Raw genomic sequence first — 16,343 nt, 5'->3', positions numbered from 1 at the left:
CCTGTGGCATCTCGTCCTCACGTGGCCTTGTCCGCGCGGGCCTCGAGACGGCGCACCACCAAGCCCAACGGCACGGTCACGAGGAGGTAGCACAGGCCGGCGACCAGGATCGGGGTGGAGTTGGCGGTCTCGCTGGCGAGGTCCCGGCCGAATTTGGTCAGTTCGCGCTCCTGCAGCGTCACGCCCAGGAAGAGCACCAGCGAGGAGTCCTTGAACAGCAGGACCAGTTCATTGGTGAGCGGCGGGATGACGACGCGCAATGCCTGCGGGATGACCACCGACACCATGGCCCGGCCGTGCGAGAAGCCCAGCGAGCGGGCCGCCTCCATCTGCCCTCTGGGCACCGCCTGGATGCCGGCCCGGATCGTTTCCGCCATGTAGGCGGCCGCGACGAGACCGAGACCGAGCGCGACCTTGCCGTACGTTCCGCCGGGGATCTCGGTCCCGGGGAACGCCAGCGGCACCGCCACACCCACGAAGATGAAGATCAGCAGGGCGGGCAGGCCCCGGAACAGTTCGATGTAGACGCCGGCGACCCACCGGTACGGGGCCACCGACGACAGCCTCATCATGGCGATGACGAGACCGAGCACCAAGCCGAAGACGAACCCCGACGTCGTGTACACCACGGTGTTGCGCAGGGCGGTGGTGATGATCCTCGGGAAGAGCCGGAGGGCGAGGTCCGTCTGTGCGAACTGGTTCTGCAGCCGGCCCCAGTCGGCCAGGACACCGATCAGGACCAGCACGGCCACGAAGACCGCGTACTGGATGCCCTGCCAGAGGCGGCGCCGCTGCCGCCGGGTCAGCGATAAGGTCACGACGCGGCCTGGGGCAGCGGGCCGATCCACTGCTCGTAGATCTTCTTGTAGGTACCGTCGGCCTTGGCGGCCGTGATCACCTTGTCGATCTCGGAGAGGAGGGCGGTGTTGCCCTTCTTCACCGGGAAGCCGTACTTCTCACCGGTCTCGATGTTCTGCCCGAGGACGAACTCCGAGGCGTTCGCCTTGTCCCCCAGCCAGCCCTGGACGACCGGGTAGTCGATGACGACCGCGTCGACCTGGCCCGTGCGCAGCCCGTTCAGCACCGCGTCCGAGCTCTCGAAGGCGACCGGGTCGAAGCCCTGCCCCTTGGCGTAGCTCTCGCCGGTGGTCCCGGCCTGCGCGCCCAGCTTCTTCGACTTCGCCTTGACGTCGGCGAGCGAGGTGACACCGCTCTTCGCGGTCGCGAGGAGCGCCTGGGTCGCTTCGAAGTACGGGACGGAGAAGTCGACGTTCTTCCTGCGCTCGTCGGTGATCGTCATGCCGGCCGCGGCGAGGTCGCACTGGTCCGAGTTCAGGAACGCCCCGGTCTTGAAGTTTTCGAACGGGGTGTCGAGGATCTTCTGCTCGACCTTGAGGTTCTGCGCGACCAGATCGATCAGGGCCACGTCGAAGCCGACGACCTTGCCGCCCTGCTCGAACTGGAACGGCGGGTACGGCAGATGGGTGCAGGTGGTCAGCTTGCCCTTCTCGACGACAGGCACGCCTCCGGCGGCCTCTCCCGGGCCGCCGTCGCCGGAGGAGCAGCCGGCGGCGAGGAACATTCCCGCGGCGGCGGCGACCGTGGCACGGATGCGGTGACTGCTGCGGTGACTGCTGCGGCGGGTGCGGCGTCCTTCGGCGGTCCGGAACACGGGTGACCTCCACGGGTGCGGGGCTGGCGGCGGTCGCGGGACGAGACCGTCCGCGGAGATCGTAAGCCCCCGGCGGCCCGCCCCCGATGCTGCGTTTCGGACAACACCCGTGTCAACCCCAACAGTTGGGAATCCTTCCCATTGCGCCAAGTTGGTCCAGACCAGTTGACGGCGACGCATCCGGAGGCATAAGTTCCCGGCCACGCCGCACGTCACGTTCCGGGCTGCTCACCTTCCCCCCACCTCGATGGAGGCACTCCCATGCCCAACCGCACCCGAACCACTCGAACCCGAACCCGCCTGGCCTGCGGCCTCGGCGCCACCGTGCTCGGCGCGGCCGCCGTGCTGAGCGCCCCCGGAGCCGCCTTCGGCGCCAACCTCCTCACGAACGGCGACTTCGAGGGCGGCACAACGGCCGGCTGGTCCTGCAGCGGCGGCCTGGGCTCCGTCGTGGGTTCCCCCGTACACGGCGGCGGCAAGGCGCTGGCCGGGGCGGCCAGCGCCTCGGACAACGCCAAGTGCACCCAGACCGTCGCGGTCCGGCCGGGCACCTCGTACACGCTCTCCGCATGGGTCCGCGGCAGTTACGCGTACCTCGGCGTCACCGGCGGCGCGTCCACCTGGACGCCCTCCGCCACCGCCTACACCAAGCTCACCGTCTCCTTCACCACCGGCGCCTCCCAGACCAGTGCCGAGATCTACCTCAACGGCTGGTACGGGCAGGGCACCTACTACGCCGACGACGTCGTCCTAGAGGGCCCCGGCGGCGGGACCGACACCGTCGCCCCGACCACACCGGGGAGCCTCACCTCCACCGGCAAGACCTCCTCCAGCGTCTCGCTCGCCTGGACCGCCTCCACCGACAACGTCGGCGTCACCGGCTACGACATCTACCAGGGCGCCGCCAAGGTGGCCACGTCCACCACGACCGGCGCGACGGTCGCCGGGCTGAGCCCCAACACCGCGTACACGTTCACCGTCCGCGCACGCGACCTGGCGGGCAACACCTCACCGGCCTCCAACGCCGCCACCGTCACCACCGCCAACGGGACCACGCCGACCGGCTTCAAGCAGGCGGCGCCGTACCTCTACCTGGGCTGGGGCAATCCGCCGAGCGCGACCACGGTGATGAACGCGACCGGGGCGAAGTGGTTCACCATGGCCTTCATCCTCTCCTCCGGCGGATGCAACCCGGCCTGGGACGGCCAGCGCCCGTTGACCGGCGGGGCGGACCAGAGCACCATCAGCTCGATCCGGGCGGCCGGCGGCGACATCGTTCCGTCCATCGGCGGGTGGCAGGGCAACAAGCTCGGCCCCAACTGCGCGACCCCCGAGGCGCTGGCCGGTGCGTACCAGCGGGTGATCGACGCCTACGGCCTCAAGGCCATCGACGTCGACATCGAGAACACGGACGAGTTCGAGAACGCCGTGGTCCAGGACCGCATCATCGGCGCGCTCAAGATCGTCAAGCAGAACAATCCCGGTCTCAGGACCATCCTGACCTTCGGCACGAGCACGGCGGGACCCACCTCGTGGGGTAACCGCCTCATCGAACAGTCGAAGGCGCAGGGCGCGGACATCGACGTGTTCACCATCATGCCGTTCGACTTCGGCAACGCCTCGACCGACATGTACGCCAGCACCGTCAGCGCGACCGAAGGCCTCAAGACCAAGCTCAAGTCCACCTTCGGCTGGGACGACGCCACCGCCTACTCGCACATCGGCATCTCCGGCATGAACGGCGTCAGCGACACCCAGGAGACCACCACGATCCAGAACTGGACCGACATCCGCAACTGGGCCAACTCCCACCACATCGCCCGTCTCGCCTTCTGGTCCGTCAACCGCGACCGTGGCTGCGCCGGCGGCGGGCTGCAGGAGAGCTGCTCCGGCATCGCCCAGAACGACTGGCAGTTCACCTCCATCACCACCGGCTTCACCGGCTGACCGGGGGCAGCCCCCAGGGCCTGGGCGGCCTGCGGGCCCGGACGGCGTGGACTCCGAGCGGGAAGGGGACGCGGTCCGGGTCTCGCAGTGCCGGGAGGGCGAAGTCGGTCCCGGCTTCGGTCATGGAGCCGGACCGCTCCCGCAGGCGACGGTCATCCGGGGTACGCTTCCGGATCACGGGGCCAGCGGCTCCAGGTCGCGGTGGAACCGCCGTCCGTCGCGCGCGCGGCGGGTCAGGGCGTGGTCCTCGCCGAGCAGCCGGGCCAGTTCGGTCACCGATTCCGCGCGTATCCGTACCGCCTCCTCCCCGCGGCCCATCGCCTCCAGGCTGACCGCCATGTTGGCGGCGCTCGCCAGGGTCTCCGGGTGATGCGCCCCGAGCGCCTCGCGCAGCCGCATCACGGCAGTCCGCTCCAGCTCCAGGGCGCCCTCGGGATCACCCTGCCCGGCATGGGCGTTGGCCAGGTTGAGGTGGGCTAAGACGGTATGCGGATGGTTGTCGCCCAGCACCTCGCGCATGCACCGGATCGTCTGCCGCAGCATCGTCCCGGCCGTCTCGGCCGCCCCCGTGACCTCGTGGAAGACCGCCAGGTTGTTCACCGCGGCCAGTGTGTACGGGTGCCGTTCACCCGGCACCTTCATGTACTCGTCCACCACCTCCTGCGCCAGGTCCCGTGCCCCGCCCGGGTCCCCGGTCGCGAACAGGTCCGAGGCCAGGTTGAGCTCGCAGAACAGCAGGTCGGGGGTGACGGAGGTGTACTTGGCCCGGTAGCGGGCCCGGGTGGCCGTGGTCAGCCGGAAGGCGTCCTCCAGCCGGCCGGCCCGGCGCAGCGACACGGCCAGGTTCTTCGCGGCCGACAGGGTGCCGGGGAACCCCGGGCCCAGCTGCCGCATGTAGATCTCGTACGTCCGGCTCAGCAACTGCACCGAATCCTCGTACCGGCCCACCTCGCGCAGGTCGCGCGCCAGGTTCTGTGCCGAGGACAGCGTGTGCGGGTGGTCCGTGCCCAGGACCTCGGTACGCCGGTCGAAGACCTCCTGGTCGATCTCCCTGGACCTTGCGTACTGCCCCACCATCCGCAGGTTCAGCGCCAGGTCGTTCGCGGCGGCCAGGGTACACGGGTGCGTCTCGTGGAAGATGGCGGCGAAGCCCTCGTACGCGGCCTTCGCCAGGTCCATCGCCTCGCCGTACCGGCCGAGTGCGCCCAGGTCCATCGCCAGACCGCTGGTCGTCATGTATGTGTGCGGGTGCGAGGTGCCGAGCACGCTGCGCTGCTGCTCCAGCGTGACCTCGTCCAGCTCCTTCGCCTCCACGAACCGGCCTTGTGAGCGCAGGATGTTGGAGAGGTTGAAGCACAGGTACAGGTACTGGAGGTCGTCTGTGCCGAGGGTCTCCTTCCACGCCTCGCGCAGTTCCTCGCCAAGGGCGTACGCGGCCTTGAAGTCACCGCGCTTCCAGAGGTAGCGGACCCGGTCGATCATCAGCCGGCGGGTCTCCGGCTCCCGGCACAGCCGGGCTCCGGACGGCGACAGGTGCGGCCAGACCGTGTTGAACCGGGGCCAGGTCTCCGGGTTGTCGATCGGCTCGTCGTCGTCCGGCCGGGCCCCGGCCAGGATCCGGTGCACCGCGTGCCGGGCCTCCCGCTGCTCCTCCTCGGACAGCTGCGCCCTGATCACCGCCTGCACCAGCCGGTGCACCTGGATGCTGTTGCTGGCCTGGTCCACCTTGGCCAGCGCGAACCGGCCGATCTCCCGGATCACCCGGCCCAGCACCAGCTTCTCCTGGAGCGAGGAGTCGTACGGCTTGAGCGCGTCAATCATCTCCTTGCTGTAGAGGAGGTTCGCCGAGACCGGCTCCGGCCCGCAGAAGGCGAGCAGTTGCAGCAGCCGTACGGCGGCGGGCGAGCGGGACCGGAGCCGCTCGATGGACACGTTCCAGGTCGCGGCGACCGGATCCGCGTAGCCGGGCGGCTGGTTCAGCCCCAGCACGCGGGCGGTCTGCCGGCCCAGCTGGTCCAGGTACGCGGCCGCCGGAGTCGCCGTCTCCGAGATCCAGGCGCCCGCCTGCTCGACCGCGAGCGGCAGGTCGCCCACCGCGACGGCCACCTGCTCGGCGTCGTCCTTGGTCAGGCCGGGGGCCCGGCGCTGGAGGTGCTCGATGGACTCCTCGCGCAGGAACACGTCCACCGGGAGCGCGTCCCCGTACTGCGACCAGGACTGGTTGCGGGAGGTCACCAGCACGTGGCCCGGGCCGCCCGGCGGGAAGAACCGCTTGAGTGTCTCGGGGTCGTCGGCGTTGTCGAAGACCAGCAGCCACCGCGAGGTGGGAACCCCGCGCCGCAGCAGGTCGATCGCTTCCTGCGACGCCGCCGACATGTCCTCGCCGGTCTGCGCGCCCAGCCGTACGGACAGCTCCGCGAGGGCCGCGACCACGTCGTCGGTCTGCTCCGAGGAGATCCACCACACCAGGTCGTAGTCCGCCATGAACCGGTGGACGTACTCCAGCGCCACCTGGGTCTTGCCGACGCCGCCGAGCCCGTACAGGGTCTGCGGCTGCGGCAGCACCACCGCCATCCCGCTGCCGAGCTGGTCGCGCATCCGTTCCAGCACGATGCTGCGGCCGGTGAACCCGGGGTTGCGCGGCGGCGCGTTCCAGATTTTCGGCACGGTCCCCGGGAAGCGGGGGCCGGGAGGGGAGGCGCTGGCGACGCTGTCCGGCAGCGCCATCGGCCGCTCCACCGCGCGCAGCAGGGCGGTGGTGGCGTGCACCTCGTCGAGCCGGAAGAGGTCCACCGGGTTGCGGTCGATGTACGGCGTGGACAGGCGGACGTCGCCCACCCGCAGCGGCACCAGCTGCCGCCGGCCCCCGCTCGGGTCCTCGGCGGCAGCCCGCTCCCAGACGTCCACCGCCCGGGCCGACTTGAGGTAGGCGCTGGAGAGCAGCACCACGGTCCGGGCGGCGGTGTCGACGCTGATGCCCGCGCTCAGCGTGTCGCCGGGGGCGGTGCCCGGGGCGCGCTCGGCGGAGACGTCCTTGGGGACGACGCGGAACCCGGCCCGGGTGAGCACCGACTCGATCCAGTCGGCCCACATCCGGTTCTCGGCGACGTAGGAGAGGAACAGGTCGGCGGGCAGCGCCGGGCGCCGCCGGGTGAACGCGTCGCGTATCCGCAGCCGGACCTCCTCGCCGATGGCCGGCATGGAGGTGATCCCGCCCTCGGTGACCACGGCGGTGAGCCGCTCGAAGGCGGACAGCAACGAGTTGGTCAGCCCCGCCTCGTCCCCGAAGGTGGCCAGGGTCTCCTCGTAGGCGTAGTACGGCCGGTACGGGATCTCCACCGCGCCCCAGTACGAGGTGAGCTCGTCGCCCACGAGGCCGTTGGGGAAGCTGTCGAACTTGATCCGCGCGAGCGCGCGGCCCGCGTCGGCCTTCTCCTTCTCGCCCTCGTCGATGCGCATCGGGACCGGGTAGATCTTGATGCCGCGGTCGTTGAACCGCTCGTCGATCTGGCGGGCGACGGAGGCGGCGCCGTCGATGGACTGGTCGGAGAGGGTGAAGCAGTCCACCAGGGCGTCGGGGAGGTGCACGGTGCAGATGTCGGCGATGTCGGAGAGCCCCGTGCGGCTGTCGATCAGGACGTAGTCGTAGTTCCGCTTCATGTCCGCGCGTAAGGCATCGAAGAAGAGGCCGCCGCCGAGCCGGTCGTAGAAGCTGTCCCAGTCGAAGGTGGAGACGGTCGCCGAGTACTCGCGGTTCTGCCGGCCCGCCGAGACGAAGTCGAGCGTGCCGCCGTCGGGGAACTCCCAGCCCAGGGTCTCGGGGGTGAGGGAGACCGCGTGCGGCTGGATGCGCGCGTAGTCCTTGTGCCAGTCGTCGGCGCGCTGCGCCGGGCTGGTCGCCGCCCAGGCGTACTCGCTGATCAGGTCGATGACCCCGGTGGTGGCTCCGAGCGTGGCGGGGTCGAGGAAGGGGTGGAAGTACCGGTGCAGGCCCGGGGCCTCCAGGTCCCAGTCCACGGCGAGCACCCGCTTGCCGTTGGCGGCGAGGATCCAGGCGGTGTTGGCCAGCGCCATGGTGCGCCCCGCGCCGCCCTTGTAGGAATAGAAGGTGACGATACGTCCGTCTCGGCTCCCGCGACTCACTGTCATCCGCTCCCCCCGGTCGGTGCCCTCCCCAGATCTTTGTGCCCACGGGGGCCGGGTGTAGGCGTCGGGCGGCCGGGCGGCCTGCGGCTCACCGGCGGGCGGGCGCTCCGAGCGCCCGCCGGGTCCCCGATGTCCCGCGACCCGCGCAGGACTTACAGGCAGCCGGACAGGACGGCCGCAGCCGGTTTCCCGAGGCGTGTGCACGGGGCCGGGCCGCGGACGTGGCCGCCGCCGGGTTCGGCTTCGGCCCGGGCCCCGGCCGCGAGCGCCGCGCTGACCAGGGTGGCCAACAGGTCGATGTCGGACCCGATGTCCAGGCGCAGCGTCACCCACTCGGATCCGGCCCGCAGGCGGATCGCGGACGACCCGGCGAGAGCCGGCCGAAGCTTCGTGATCATCGCGTGGCTCAGGTGGACATCGGCTTCGTGATCGCCGTGAAAGTGAACGATCTCCCGCAGACCCGCGTTCAGCCCGAACCCCGCGCCGCAAAGGGCCGGGCCTTCGCTCAGGGCAGACCAACGCATCAGCTGTTCACTGGCGAGTCTAGCTGTGTTCATCCCCCGAGCGTGCCCCCCTCCCGACCGACACCACAAGGCCCTTGACCGAATCACACGCTCCGGTATTCGCGGGCAGAGCGTAAACCCCCCGGTAGGTGAACACTGTTCGGCATAAGCGGTGGCAGGAGGCCGGGCCCTGCCGATGGCGGGGTCCAGGTCGAACGGCCGGATCAGCTGCCGCCAGGGGCTTCTCCGTCATCGCCCGAGGACGGTGCGTGTTCGTCGCCCTCGGCTTCGTCGAGCTCGCGCATCCGGCGTTCGACGCCTTCCTTCGGGCTCTCCCCCTCCGGCGGCTCGTCGGCCGCCGGTGCCGGTCCCGGGGCATCGGCCCCCGGCCGGTGGATCTTCTGGCGGATTCTGTCCGCGCGAGCCTTGCGCTGCTGGGCGTCATCGCTCACGACGGCCTCCTTGATGGTCGGGCCGGGGGCCGCATGCGGTGGCGGCCACCGTCACTTCCCCTTGCCCTTGCCCTTCGCCTTTCCCTTCCACGCTTTTGCCGCGGGGTTCGCGACCTTCAGGCCCTCGATCTGGACGCGCCATGCTGCGGCCCGGGCGCCGGTGGACTCCTTGGCCCGCGCCGTAAGTGCCTTCGCGGTGCGGTAGCGCTCGGAGGTCGGACCGCTGCGGGCGAGGCGGCTGACCGTCTTGGTCTTGGCGTCGATGGCCGCACGGAGACTTCCGCTGCCGGTCAGGCGCCCCAGGTTGCGGAACTTCGGTTCGTCGCCCTCGAACCAGGTCTGCTGCCACCACTCGTCCGACACCGGTTCGCGCCAGCTGATGTATCCGCCGGGCAGTACCTTCCTGGGTTCCTTGATGTGACCGCCGAAGCTGTAGCGGGCACCGTCGACGAGAACCGGGTCGTAGAACCTCGGGGTGAAGAAGTCCGAGACGAGCAGGCCGTTGATGGTGTAGCCGAACTCCTCGGCCTCCGAGGGGTCGGAGACCTCCACCAGGAACTCGACCATTCCCTGGTCCTCTTTCGGAGACTTGCCGGACACCAGACGATTCCCGAAGGGATCGGCGCACATCTCCAGCATCTCGTGGCTCGCCGTCAGTGACCAGCTGTCGCCGAACTCGATCAGGGAGAACGGCTGTCCGTTCTCGTCCGTGTGGAATCCCGCCGCGTCGGGCACGTCGTCGACCACGATCAGCGGCCAGTACCCGACGGGCACGTCCTCCAGTCTGTCGAAGGCGTCCACGGTTGCGTTGACGTCCCAGATCGGCCCGAAGTCGCGGGTCGCCTGTTTCTGCAGGGCAGCGGCCACCCGGGTGAGCTGCGAGGGGGAGATCTGGTTGGTCTGGGTCTCTGATACGAGGGCGAGCTGGACGATCAGCATGGGCGTGCCGACCTTTCGTTCGGTGACAGCGGCGGCTGCCGGACGCCACGAGCTTCACCAACGGGCGGTCCGATCATGCGCCTCTGCGTCCAGACGTGCGCATATGCCAGTCGAACGGTGGACACACATCCACCACCTGCCGCCGTGCGCCGCCTCGGGGCCGCCACACGCATAATCGTTTCTTCGATTCAGGCCAGCCAGATCGGGTTGGTCAGCGCCGCCGGGGGTCCCGGCAGGGGTGGGATCTGGGGTGGACGGCGGACCTCCGCGCGGACGTAGGTCGTACGGGAGGCCGTGGTGCGCCACTCCAGGGAGGCGGCCGCCGGAGCCGTGAAGGCCACGCCCTGGTCGGTGATCAGCCTCAGGTCACATCCCTCGGCTCCGGCAACGCTCAGCCGGATCAGGATCTCCATGTCGTCCGGGACCTGGATCCGTTCACCGATCCCGGCGTGCGCCCCGCGTGCGGTCATCGCGTCGAACGCCACGGAGACGGCGGCGGATTCGGCGGCGTAGCTGTGGCCGGACCGCAGCCCGGCCAGGATCGCCTCGCGCGACAGGTCGTCGGCCAGGACCACCGTCTGCGGTGTGCCCACCCGGTCCGGATCCCGGTGGTAGTCGCTGGAGGCGATGGCCGGGAGCCACCGCTCACCGCCGCCGCGCAGGGTCGCGTCCCACGATGCGAGGGCGACCTCGTCGTCCGGGGTCCAGGGTCCGTTCCACACCTCCACCGCGTCGGCTTCACCGAAGCCGAACTTCCAGGCGCAGCCTATGCACGTGGCGTGCGGGTGGGCGGGGACGACCAGTCCTCCGGCCTGGTGTATCGCGTGTGCGAAACGACCGAATCGGTGGTCGCGTTCCCGGTAGCGCCAGTCCACGAAGGTGCCCGGTGCGGTACCTACCGCGAGGACGTGGCCGGTGCGGGTGGTGACCTCCTCGCCGGTCAGTACGAGCAGTCCGGGCGCGGCCTCGGCGGCCGGGCCCCACACCGCGTGCGCCGAGTGGGTGTTGTGGTCCGAGGAGTTGATGAAGTCCAGGCCCGCCGCCCGTGCGAGGTCGGCGAGTTCGGCGGGGGTGCGCCGGCCGTCGGAGTGCACGGAGTGCAGGTGGCAGTCGCCGCGGTACCAGGCCCGGCCGCGGCCCCGGGCCCGCTGCGGCGGGTGGGCGGGAACCGCGGGCGGGGCGGGGTCGCCGGAGGTGAAGGTGGCGGTGATCTCGTAAGGGAGGCCGCCGGGGGCCACCGTGTACGGGCCGAGCGCCAGGTACCACCGGCCCGGCTCTATCGGGCCGGGCAGGTAGCCCGGGGTGGCGTCGTCCGTGCGGAGGAAGAACTCCTTGCGCGCACCGCCGGACCAGCCCCGGAAGCCGCGGCCCCCGAGCGAGGTCCCTCTCTGGTCGAAGATGCCTATGTCGAGTGCGTTACCGGGGGTGCCCGGCGGCACGGACGGCTTGTCGTACGTGTAGGAGATGCGTAACTCGACGAGGTCTGGCGGGACTTCCAGGGGGACGTACACCCAGTCCGGGGCGCCGGGCGCGATCGTGCCGCGCAGGGTGCGGGCGGCCGTGTTCTGGCCGGTGGGGATGAGGGGGCCGGCGGCCGCGGCCGCTCCGGTTGCCAGCAGTTCTCGTCTACTGATAGCCATCCGGCAACGGTGACAGCCGCGGGTGAACGGGGCCTGAAGCCCGGACGGCCGCCCGGGCCGCGCGGGGTGTCCCGCCCGGCCCGGACACCGTTCACGGATAGCTGACCAGATCGGCCACGTTGGTGGACGAGTTGGAGGGTCCTCCCCTGTCGTTGATGACGTGCCGGATGGTGCCGGTGCCGCCGAGCGAGACCGTCACCATGCTCCGCAAGCGCACGTCGGGATGGACCGGGACCTCGAAGGCGCGCTCCGCGGTCACGCCGGGGTTGACGTTGAAGAAGCAGTAGCTGCCGAGTCCGAAGCCCTGATGGCTGGTCACGTTGTCGGCGACCTTGTACGCGGCGTAGCCCTGCGTGGAGCCGTTCATCCAGGCTGCCTGGTCCGGCGGGTCGTACGGCATCTCGTTCTGGTAGAAGTACGTGCGCCCGCCGTTGCCGTTCCACACGGTCTGGTGCTTCTGGTAGTGCTCGACGAACAGTCCGTACATGGTCACGTTGTCGCCGTTGACCACGAGTCCCGTGTCCGCCGTGTTGCTGTTCCAGCCGATGCCGCTGCCGTGGTCGCCGCGCCAGATCCACATGTGGTCGCCGATGACGTCGTCGCTGTTGACGACGAGGCTGGTGGTCGCCTTGCCCACGGCGGCTCCGCCGACGCGGAAGAAGACGTCGTGCAGGGAGGTGGGGTTCGCCGAGTGGCCGGCGGCGGAGCCGGCCGGGCCGACCTCCATCAGCGTCTTCGAGTTGGCGGGACCGGCGTCGAAAAGCAGGCCCGCCACCTTCACGCCGTCGACGTCGGCGACCGTCATGGCGGTGACACCGTTGTCCGGAATGAAGGTCGCGAGGCCGAGACCGAGGACGACGGTGTCCGGCCGGGTCACCCGAAGGGGCTGGTCCAGGTGGTAGACACCGGGGGTGACCAGCAGGTTCTTGCCCTCGGCCAGGGCAGCGTTGATCTGTGCGGCACTCGCCCCGGACTTGACGACGAAGAACTGGTCCATGCCGAGCGAGGTGCCCGCCGCGTTCCCGTTCGCCCACGTGGTGGCGGAGGAGTCGGCGCGCAGCGAGGGCACGAACACCCTGTAGGCGCCCGCGCCGTCCACGTACAGGAAGGGCTTCTCGCGGACCTTGGGGGTCTGGTTCACCGTGGTGTACGGCGGGTTGGGGAAGCTGTTGCCCGGCACGCCCTGGCTGCCCACGAAGACCATGTTCCAGTTGGCGCCGTTCCAGCTGCCGAGCTGGGAGTTGCGGGTCAGCCACTGCTGCTGGGTCCCTGACCGCACCTGGCCGTCGATCTTGCTGTCGGCCATGAATCCGCCGCTGGCCCAGCCTCCGTCGTCCAGCGCGAGGTTGCCGCGGACGTGCATGCGCCGGTAAGGCGCGGCCTGGGACACCGCCCACCGGTCGGTTCCGCCGGCCGGGTTCACCGACAGGTTCTCGGCGCCGCGCCAGAAATTCTGGGTGGCGTTGTTCGGCGGGAACCAGTCGGCCTCGACGTGCACGGCGCCGTTGACGGTGACCGAGTCGGGCGACTGGCCGAGGCCGAGGACCTGGGTGTAGAAGCCGACGTTGACGTCGTTGCTGTACGTACCCGGCTTGAACATCACCGCGTAGCGCTGGGGGCCGAACTGGTTGGTCTCCTGCTGCTGGAAGATCGAGTCCAGCCGGCTCTGGATCGTGGAGGAAGGCATCGACGGGTCGAAGACGACGACGTTCGGGCCGAGATCGACGTCGCCGGGCCCGGTGCTCACCGGTGCGACCTGAAAGCGCTGGGCCGCCGTGCCGTTGCAGGTGTACTGCACCAGCTGGACGCTGTCGGCGGTCGAGGCTGCGGGCACGTCCAGACACTTGCCGCTGTGCCGGCTGACGAAGTGGTAGGCGCCGCCGCCCTCTTCGACGGCCCGCCACTGCTGGTTGTCGCCGCCACCGTACGTCCACAGGTGCAAGGCCGCGTTGTCCGCCGTGGACGTGTTGCTCACGTCGACCACCTGGCTGACATCGTTGCGGTTGCCGATACGGACGAAGCCGTCGCCAGCCGGCGTGAAACTCCACTGCTGCGCGGCGCTGTTGTTGCAGGCGTACTGCTGTACCGCCGTACCGTTCGCGGTCGCTGCCGAGCGCGCGTCGAGGCACTTGCCGCTGCCGGCGTTCACCACGGTGGACCAGCCCGTGGGCAGGGCGGCGGCCGCCCCGGCCGATGCCTGCGCAGTGGCCGCCTGGGTGGGCTGGACGGCGGTGAGGACCGAGGCGGCCGAGGCCGCGGCCACGAAGGCCGTGACCCATGGCCCGGCGATCCGGGTCATGGGGTCACCGTCCACTTCTGGTTGGCGGCTCCCGTGCAGGTCCAGATCTGCAGCCGGGTGCCGTTGGCCGAGCTGTTGCCCGCGGCGTCGAGGCACTTGTTCGCCTGTGGGTTGACGATGTCGCGTGCTGCCGGAACGGCCCATTGCTGGGCGGCCGTTCCGTTGCAGTCCCACAGCTGGACCTTCGTACCGTCGGCCGTGCCGCCCGATGCCACGTCCAGGCACTTGCCGAGCGCGCGGATCGTTCCGTCGCCGGCGAGACTCCACCGCTGGGCGGCCGTTCCGTTGCAGTCGTAGAGCTGTACGGGCGTCCCGTTGGCGGTGGCGGCCCCCGCCACGTCCACGCACTTGCCGCCGATCCCGGTGATGGCGCCACCGGGCCGGCCGCTGTCGGTGGTGACCCGGACGTAGTCGACCAGCAGCTGCTGCGGGAAGGCGGTGCTGCCGTCGGGGTCGCCGGGCCAGTAGCCGCCGACCGCGAGGTTGAGGATCAGGAAGAACGGCTTGTTGAAGACCCACTGGCGCCCGCCGAGGTCGGCGGGGGTGCGCCGCTGGTACACGGCGCCGTCCACGGACCAGGTGATCGCGTCCTGGCTCCACTCGACGGCGAAGGTGTGGAAGGCGTCGGCGAACGCCTGCCCGCCGGGCAGGGTGTAGCCCGCGCCGATACCGCCGGAGCCGGAGTACCCGGGGCCGTGCAGGGTGCCGTGGACCGTGGACGGCTCGAATCCCACGTTCTCCATGACATCGATCTCGCCCGAGGCGGGCCATCCGACCTGGCCTATGTCATCGCCCAGCATCCAGAAGGCGGGCCACATTCCCTGCCCGCGCGGAATCTTCATCCGGGCCTCGACGCGGCCGTACTTCGCGGTGAACCTGCCGGCCGTGTTCAGGCGGGCGGACGTGTACTCGCACTTTCCGTACCAGCACTGGTAGTTGCCCGGATTTTCCCGACGGGCGGTGACGACGAGATGGCCCTGGCCGTCGAGGGCGGCGTTGCGGTTGCCCTGGGTGTAGTACTGCCGCTCGTGGTTGTTGACGTTGTCGCCCGTCTCGATCTGCCACTTCGCCCCGTCGACGGCGGCGCCCGCGGGCCCGTCGAACTCGTCGGAGAACGTGACGGCGGCCGCCGGTGCGGGGGCGTTCTGCGCGGGCGAGCCCTGCGCCAGGCCGGTGGACAGCGACACGAGGGCGAGAACCGGGACAAGGGACAGGAGGGAGCGCCGGGTTAAGCGCGGGAAGTCCATGAATCTCCCTTCCTCGGCATGCACATGACAGGCCTGCACGCCAGGGTTCGAGGGGGGGTGGGCACTTAGTTCATTACATGATTTAAGAAGTGAACAAATTCTCTGTCAAGGGTCGGTGCATGGCTCACATTCGTGAACGCTCAAGAAGGGACGGAAAGCCGCGGGACGTCACGGGAAGCCGGGCTCCGAGCTACGCGCCAACGCCATCGCGGCGGCTGACAGACCGTCCGGGGCGGGCGCAGGGGTGAAGACGTATCCATCATGACAGGTCAGACGGCGTTTTCGTAGGACGAAGGGCACAGCCGAATGCCCTTGTTTGGGCACCGGTGCGGCTTTCAGAATCACCCTCATGAATCACACGGCGCACATCAATCACGACGCGGTACTGCGGGCCCGGGTGGCCCTCCTCGGATCGGAGACGCTGCCGGTCCGGCAGCAGGTCGCAGCCTTTCGCGTTCTCGTCCAGGTGAGCCCGTTGGCGTATCTTCCCCTCCTGACGGAAGCTCTGTACGAATACAGCCGCCAGGAGTTCGCCCATCAGCCCGGCACGGCGCTGGCCCTGCGGGCCGAGTCCGTCGCCGCCGCGCGGCGCATGCACGCGCTGGAGCCCGAGCGGGCGCCGCTGCTCCTCACCGCGTTGATCCACTACGCTGAGCAGCTGAGCCTCATGGGCCGCCACGACGAACTCGCGGCCGTGAAGGCGGAGATCACCCTCCTCGGAAAGGCTGACCCGCATGCACGCTGATCCCGTCGGCCAAGCGCGACGTCTCGCCCATGGCCGTTTCCCCGACGCGCTGTCCGTGATCCTCGCCGGATCGACGGCTGCCGGACGGGCGACACCCGGCAGCGACCTGGACATCGCCGTGCTCATCGGGGACGGTGGCGAAACCGGCCGGGAGACCGTCCGGTTCGAGGGACGTGTCGCCGAGCTGTTCTTCCACACCCGCGCCGGTCTCGCGGAGCTCTTCGCCGCGGACGTCGCCGCACGCCGTGCGGTCATGCAGAGCATGTACGCCACCGGCATCGTCCTGCTCGACACGGACGGTGAGGCCGGGCGGGCCCGGGCGCTGGCCGAAGCGGACCTCCACCAGGGTCCGCCGGCGCTGGACCAGCAGACGGTCGAGACCAAGAGGTACGGGCTGACGGACGCGCTGGACGACCTCGCCGACGCGGACGACCGCTTGGAGCGTCTCGCGGTGGCCGGGTTCGTCCTGGGCTCTGCGGCCGATCTTCTCTTCGACCACCACCGTGCGTGGACCGGCGGCGGGAAGTGGCTGCCGCGGCGCCTTCTGGAGGCGGACGCGCGACGCGGGGCCGCCCTGCTCGAAGGGCACCTGTCCCTGTGCGAGTCGGGCGACCCGTCACTCATGACCGGTGCTGCGTCGGAGGTCCTCGACCTCGTCGGCGGACCGTTGCGCGAGGGCTACCGCCGGACCTGGCGCGGCGTCATCGAATCGGTGGCCGCGTCGGCCTGACGCCGACGGACTCCGCGGCCCGG

Annotated in this window: 13 protein-coding genes; 3 read left to right on the top strand and 10 right to left on the bottom strand. The window is 70.1% G+C overall.

From position 1 onward, the window contains the following. Positions 1 to 17 precede the first annotated feature (17 nt). Together OG737_RS30720 and OG737_RS30715 are read right to left on the bottom strand one after the other, a co-directional pair. Positions 18 to 818, bottom strand: coding sequence for an amino acid ABC transporter permease (locus OG737_RS30720; protein WP_328929455.1), 801 nt, complete (start codon positions 816 to 818; stop codon positions 18 to 20). Continuing rightward, the gene (locus OG737_RS30715; RefSeq protein ID WP_405676868.1) at positions 815 to 1,672 is read right to left on the bottom strand and encodes an ABC transporter substrate-binding protein; all 858 of its coding nucleotides are present in this window, start codon (positions 1,670 to 1,672) and stop codon (positions 815 to 817) included. The genes OG737_RS30720 and OG737_RS30715 overlap by 4 nt, the downstream gene beginning before the upstream one ends. 261 nt (positions 1,673 to 1,933) lie before the next feature. Here OG737_RS30715 and OG737_RS30710 point away from each other — a divergent pair, with 261 nt between their 5' ends. Then, the gene (locus tag OG737_RS30710; protein WP_328929454.1) at positions 1,934 to 3,619 is read left to right on the top strand and encodes a carbohydrate binding domain-containing protein; all 1,686 of its coding nucleotides are present in this window, start codon (positions 1,934 to 1,936) and stop codon (positions 3,617 to 3,619) included. Here OG737_RS30710 and OG737_RS30705 read toward each other — a convergent pair. The 8 genes from OG737_RS30705 to OG737_RS30670 form a co-directional block, all read right to left on the bottom strand. Next, on the bottom strand, positions 3,609 to 3,743 hold the full coding sequence (locus OG737_RS30705) for a hypothetical protein (RefSeq protein ID WP_328929453.1): 135 nt from the start codon (positions 3,741 to 3,743) through the stop codon (positions 3,609 to 3,611). The two genes, OG737_RS30710 and OG737_RS30705, sit on opposite strands and share 11 nt — an antisense overlap. A gap of 50 nt (positions 3,744 to 3,793) precedes the next feature. Then, complete coding sequence (gene fxsT, locus OG737_RS30700; RefSeq protein WP_405676871.1) at positions 3,794 to 7,768, bottom strand: FxSxx-COOH system tetratricopeptide repeat protein; 3,975 nt, start codon at positions 7,766 to 7,768, stop codon at positions 3,794 to 3,796. Between the two features lie 149 nt (positions 7,769 to 7,917). Next, the gene (locus OG737_RS30695) at positions 7,918 to 8,322 is read right to left on the bottom strand and encodes a luciferase family protein (RefSeq protein ID WP_328929452.1); all 405 of its coding nucleotides are present in this window, start codon (positions 8,320 to 8,322) and stop codon (positions 7,918 to 7,920) included. Positions 8,323 to 8,492: 170 nt separating this feature from the next. Then, a complete protein-coding gene (locus OG737_RS30690; RefSeq protein ID WP_328929451.1) occupies positions 8,493 to 8,720 on the bottom strand; it encodes a hypothetical protein in 228 nt (75 codons plus the stop codon). A 51-nt stretch (positions 8,721 to 8,771) separates the two neighbouring features. Further along, complete coding sequence (locus OG737_RS30685; RefSeq protein ID WP_328929450.1) at positions 8,772 to 9,659, bottom strand: hypothetical protein; 888 nt, start codon at positions 9,657 to 9,659, stop codon at positions 8,772 to 8,774. A 188-nt stretch (positions 9,660 to 9,847) separates the two neighbouring features. Then, positions 9,848 to 11,299, bottom strand: a complete 1,452-nt coding sequence (locus tag OG737_RS30680) for a CehA/McbA family metallohydrolase (protein WP_328929449.1) — start codon at positions 11,297 to 11,299, stop codon at positions 9,848 to 9,850. 91 nt (positions 11,300 to 11,390) lie between these two features. After that, positions 11,391 to 13,598, bottom strand: coding sequence for an RICIN domain-containing protein (locus tag OG737_RS30675; protein WP_328929448.1), 2,208 nt, complete (start codon positions 13,596 to 13,598; stop codon positions 11,391 to 11,393). After that, positions 13,595 to 14,845 carry a ricin-type beta-trefoil lectin domain protein gene (locus tag OG737_RS30670; protein ID WP_328929447.1) on the bottom strand — a complete coding sequence of 417 codons (1,251 nt, stop codon included), beginning with the start codon at positions 14,843 to 14,845 and terminating at the stop codon, positions 13,595 to 13,597. The genes OG737_RS30675 and OG737_RS30670 overlap by 4 nt, the downstream gene beginning before the upstream one ends. Positions 14,846 to 15,194: 349 nt before the next feature. Here OG737_RS30670 and OG737_RS30665 point away from each other — a divergent pair, with 349 nt between their 5' ends. Continuing rightward, positions 15,195 to 15,590 carry a hypothetical protein gene (locus tag OG737_RS30665; RefSeq protein WP_328929446.1) on the top strand — a complete coding sequence of 132 codons (396 nt, stop codon included), beginning with the start codon at positions 15,195 to 15,197 and terminating at the stop codon, positions 15,588 to 15,590. Beyond that, positions 15,580 to 16,320: a nucleotidyltransferase domain-containing protein gene (locus tag OG737_RS30660; protein WP_328929445.1), complete on the top strand. Its 741-nt coding sequence runs from the start codon at positions 15,580 to 15,582 to the stop codon at positions 16,318 to 16,320. The genes OG737_RS30665 and OG737_RS30660 overlap by 11 nt, the downstream gene beginning before the upstream one ends. The last annotated feature ends 23 nt before the right edge of the window (positions 16,321 to 16,343 follow it).

The sequence above is a fragment of the Streptomyces sp. NBC_00122 genome, assembly GCF_045160845.1.
GTDB lineage: Bacteria > Actinomycetota > Actinomycetes > Streptomycetales > Streptomycetaceae > Streptomyces.
This window is presented reverse-complemented; position numbering and strand designations above follow the sequence as displayed.

Bases quoted from the DNA above. Each gene is read 5' to 3' on its own strand.
- OG737_RS30710 (WP_328929454.1), top strand. From the start codon at position 1,934: ATGCCCAACCGCACCCGAACCACTCGAACCCGAACCCGCCTGGCCTGC.
- OG737_RS30705 (WP_328929453.1), bottom strand. From the start codon at position 3,743: ATGACCGAAGCCGGGACCGACTTCGCCCTCCCGGCACTGCGAGACCCG.
- fxsT (WP_405676871.1), bottom strand. From the start codon at position 7,768: ATGACAGTGAGTCGCGGGAGCCGAGACGGACGTATCGTCACCTTCTAT.
- OG737_RS30695 (WP_328929452.1), bottom strand. From the start codon at position 8,322: ATGAACACAGCTAGACTCGCCAGTGAACAGCTGATGCGTTGGTCTGCC.
- OG737_RS30685 (WP_328929450.1), bottom strand. From the start codon at position 9,659: ATGCTGATCGTCCAGCTCGCCCTCGTATCAGAGACCCAGACCAACCAG.
- OG737_RS30680 (WP_328929449.1), bottom strand. From the start codon at position 11,299: ATGGCTATCAGTAGACGAGAACTGCTGGCAACCGGAGCGGCCGCGGCC.
- OG737_RS30675 (WP_328929448.1), bottom strand. From the start codon at position 13,598: ATGACCCGGATCGCCGGGCCATGGGTCACGGCCTTCGTGGCCGCGGCC.
- OG737_RS30670 (WP_328929447.1), bottom strand. From the start codon at position 14,845: ATGGACTTCCCGCGCTTAACCCGGCGCTCCCTCCTGTCCCTTGTCCCG.
- OG737_RS30665 (WP_328929446.1), top strand. From the start codon at position 15,195: ATGAATCACACGGCGCACATCAATCACGACGCGGTACTGCGGGCCCGG.
- OG737_RS30660 (WP_328929445.1), top strand. From the start codon at position 15,580: ATGCACGCTGATCCCGTCGGCCAAGCGCGACGTCTCGCCCATGGCCGT.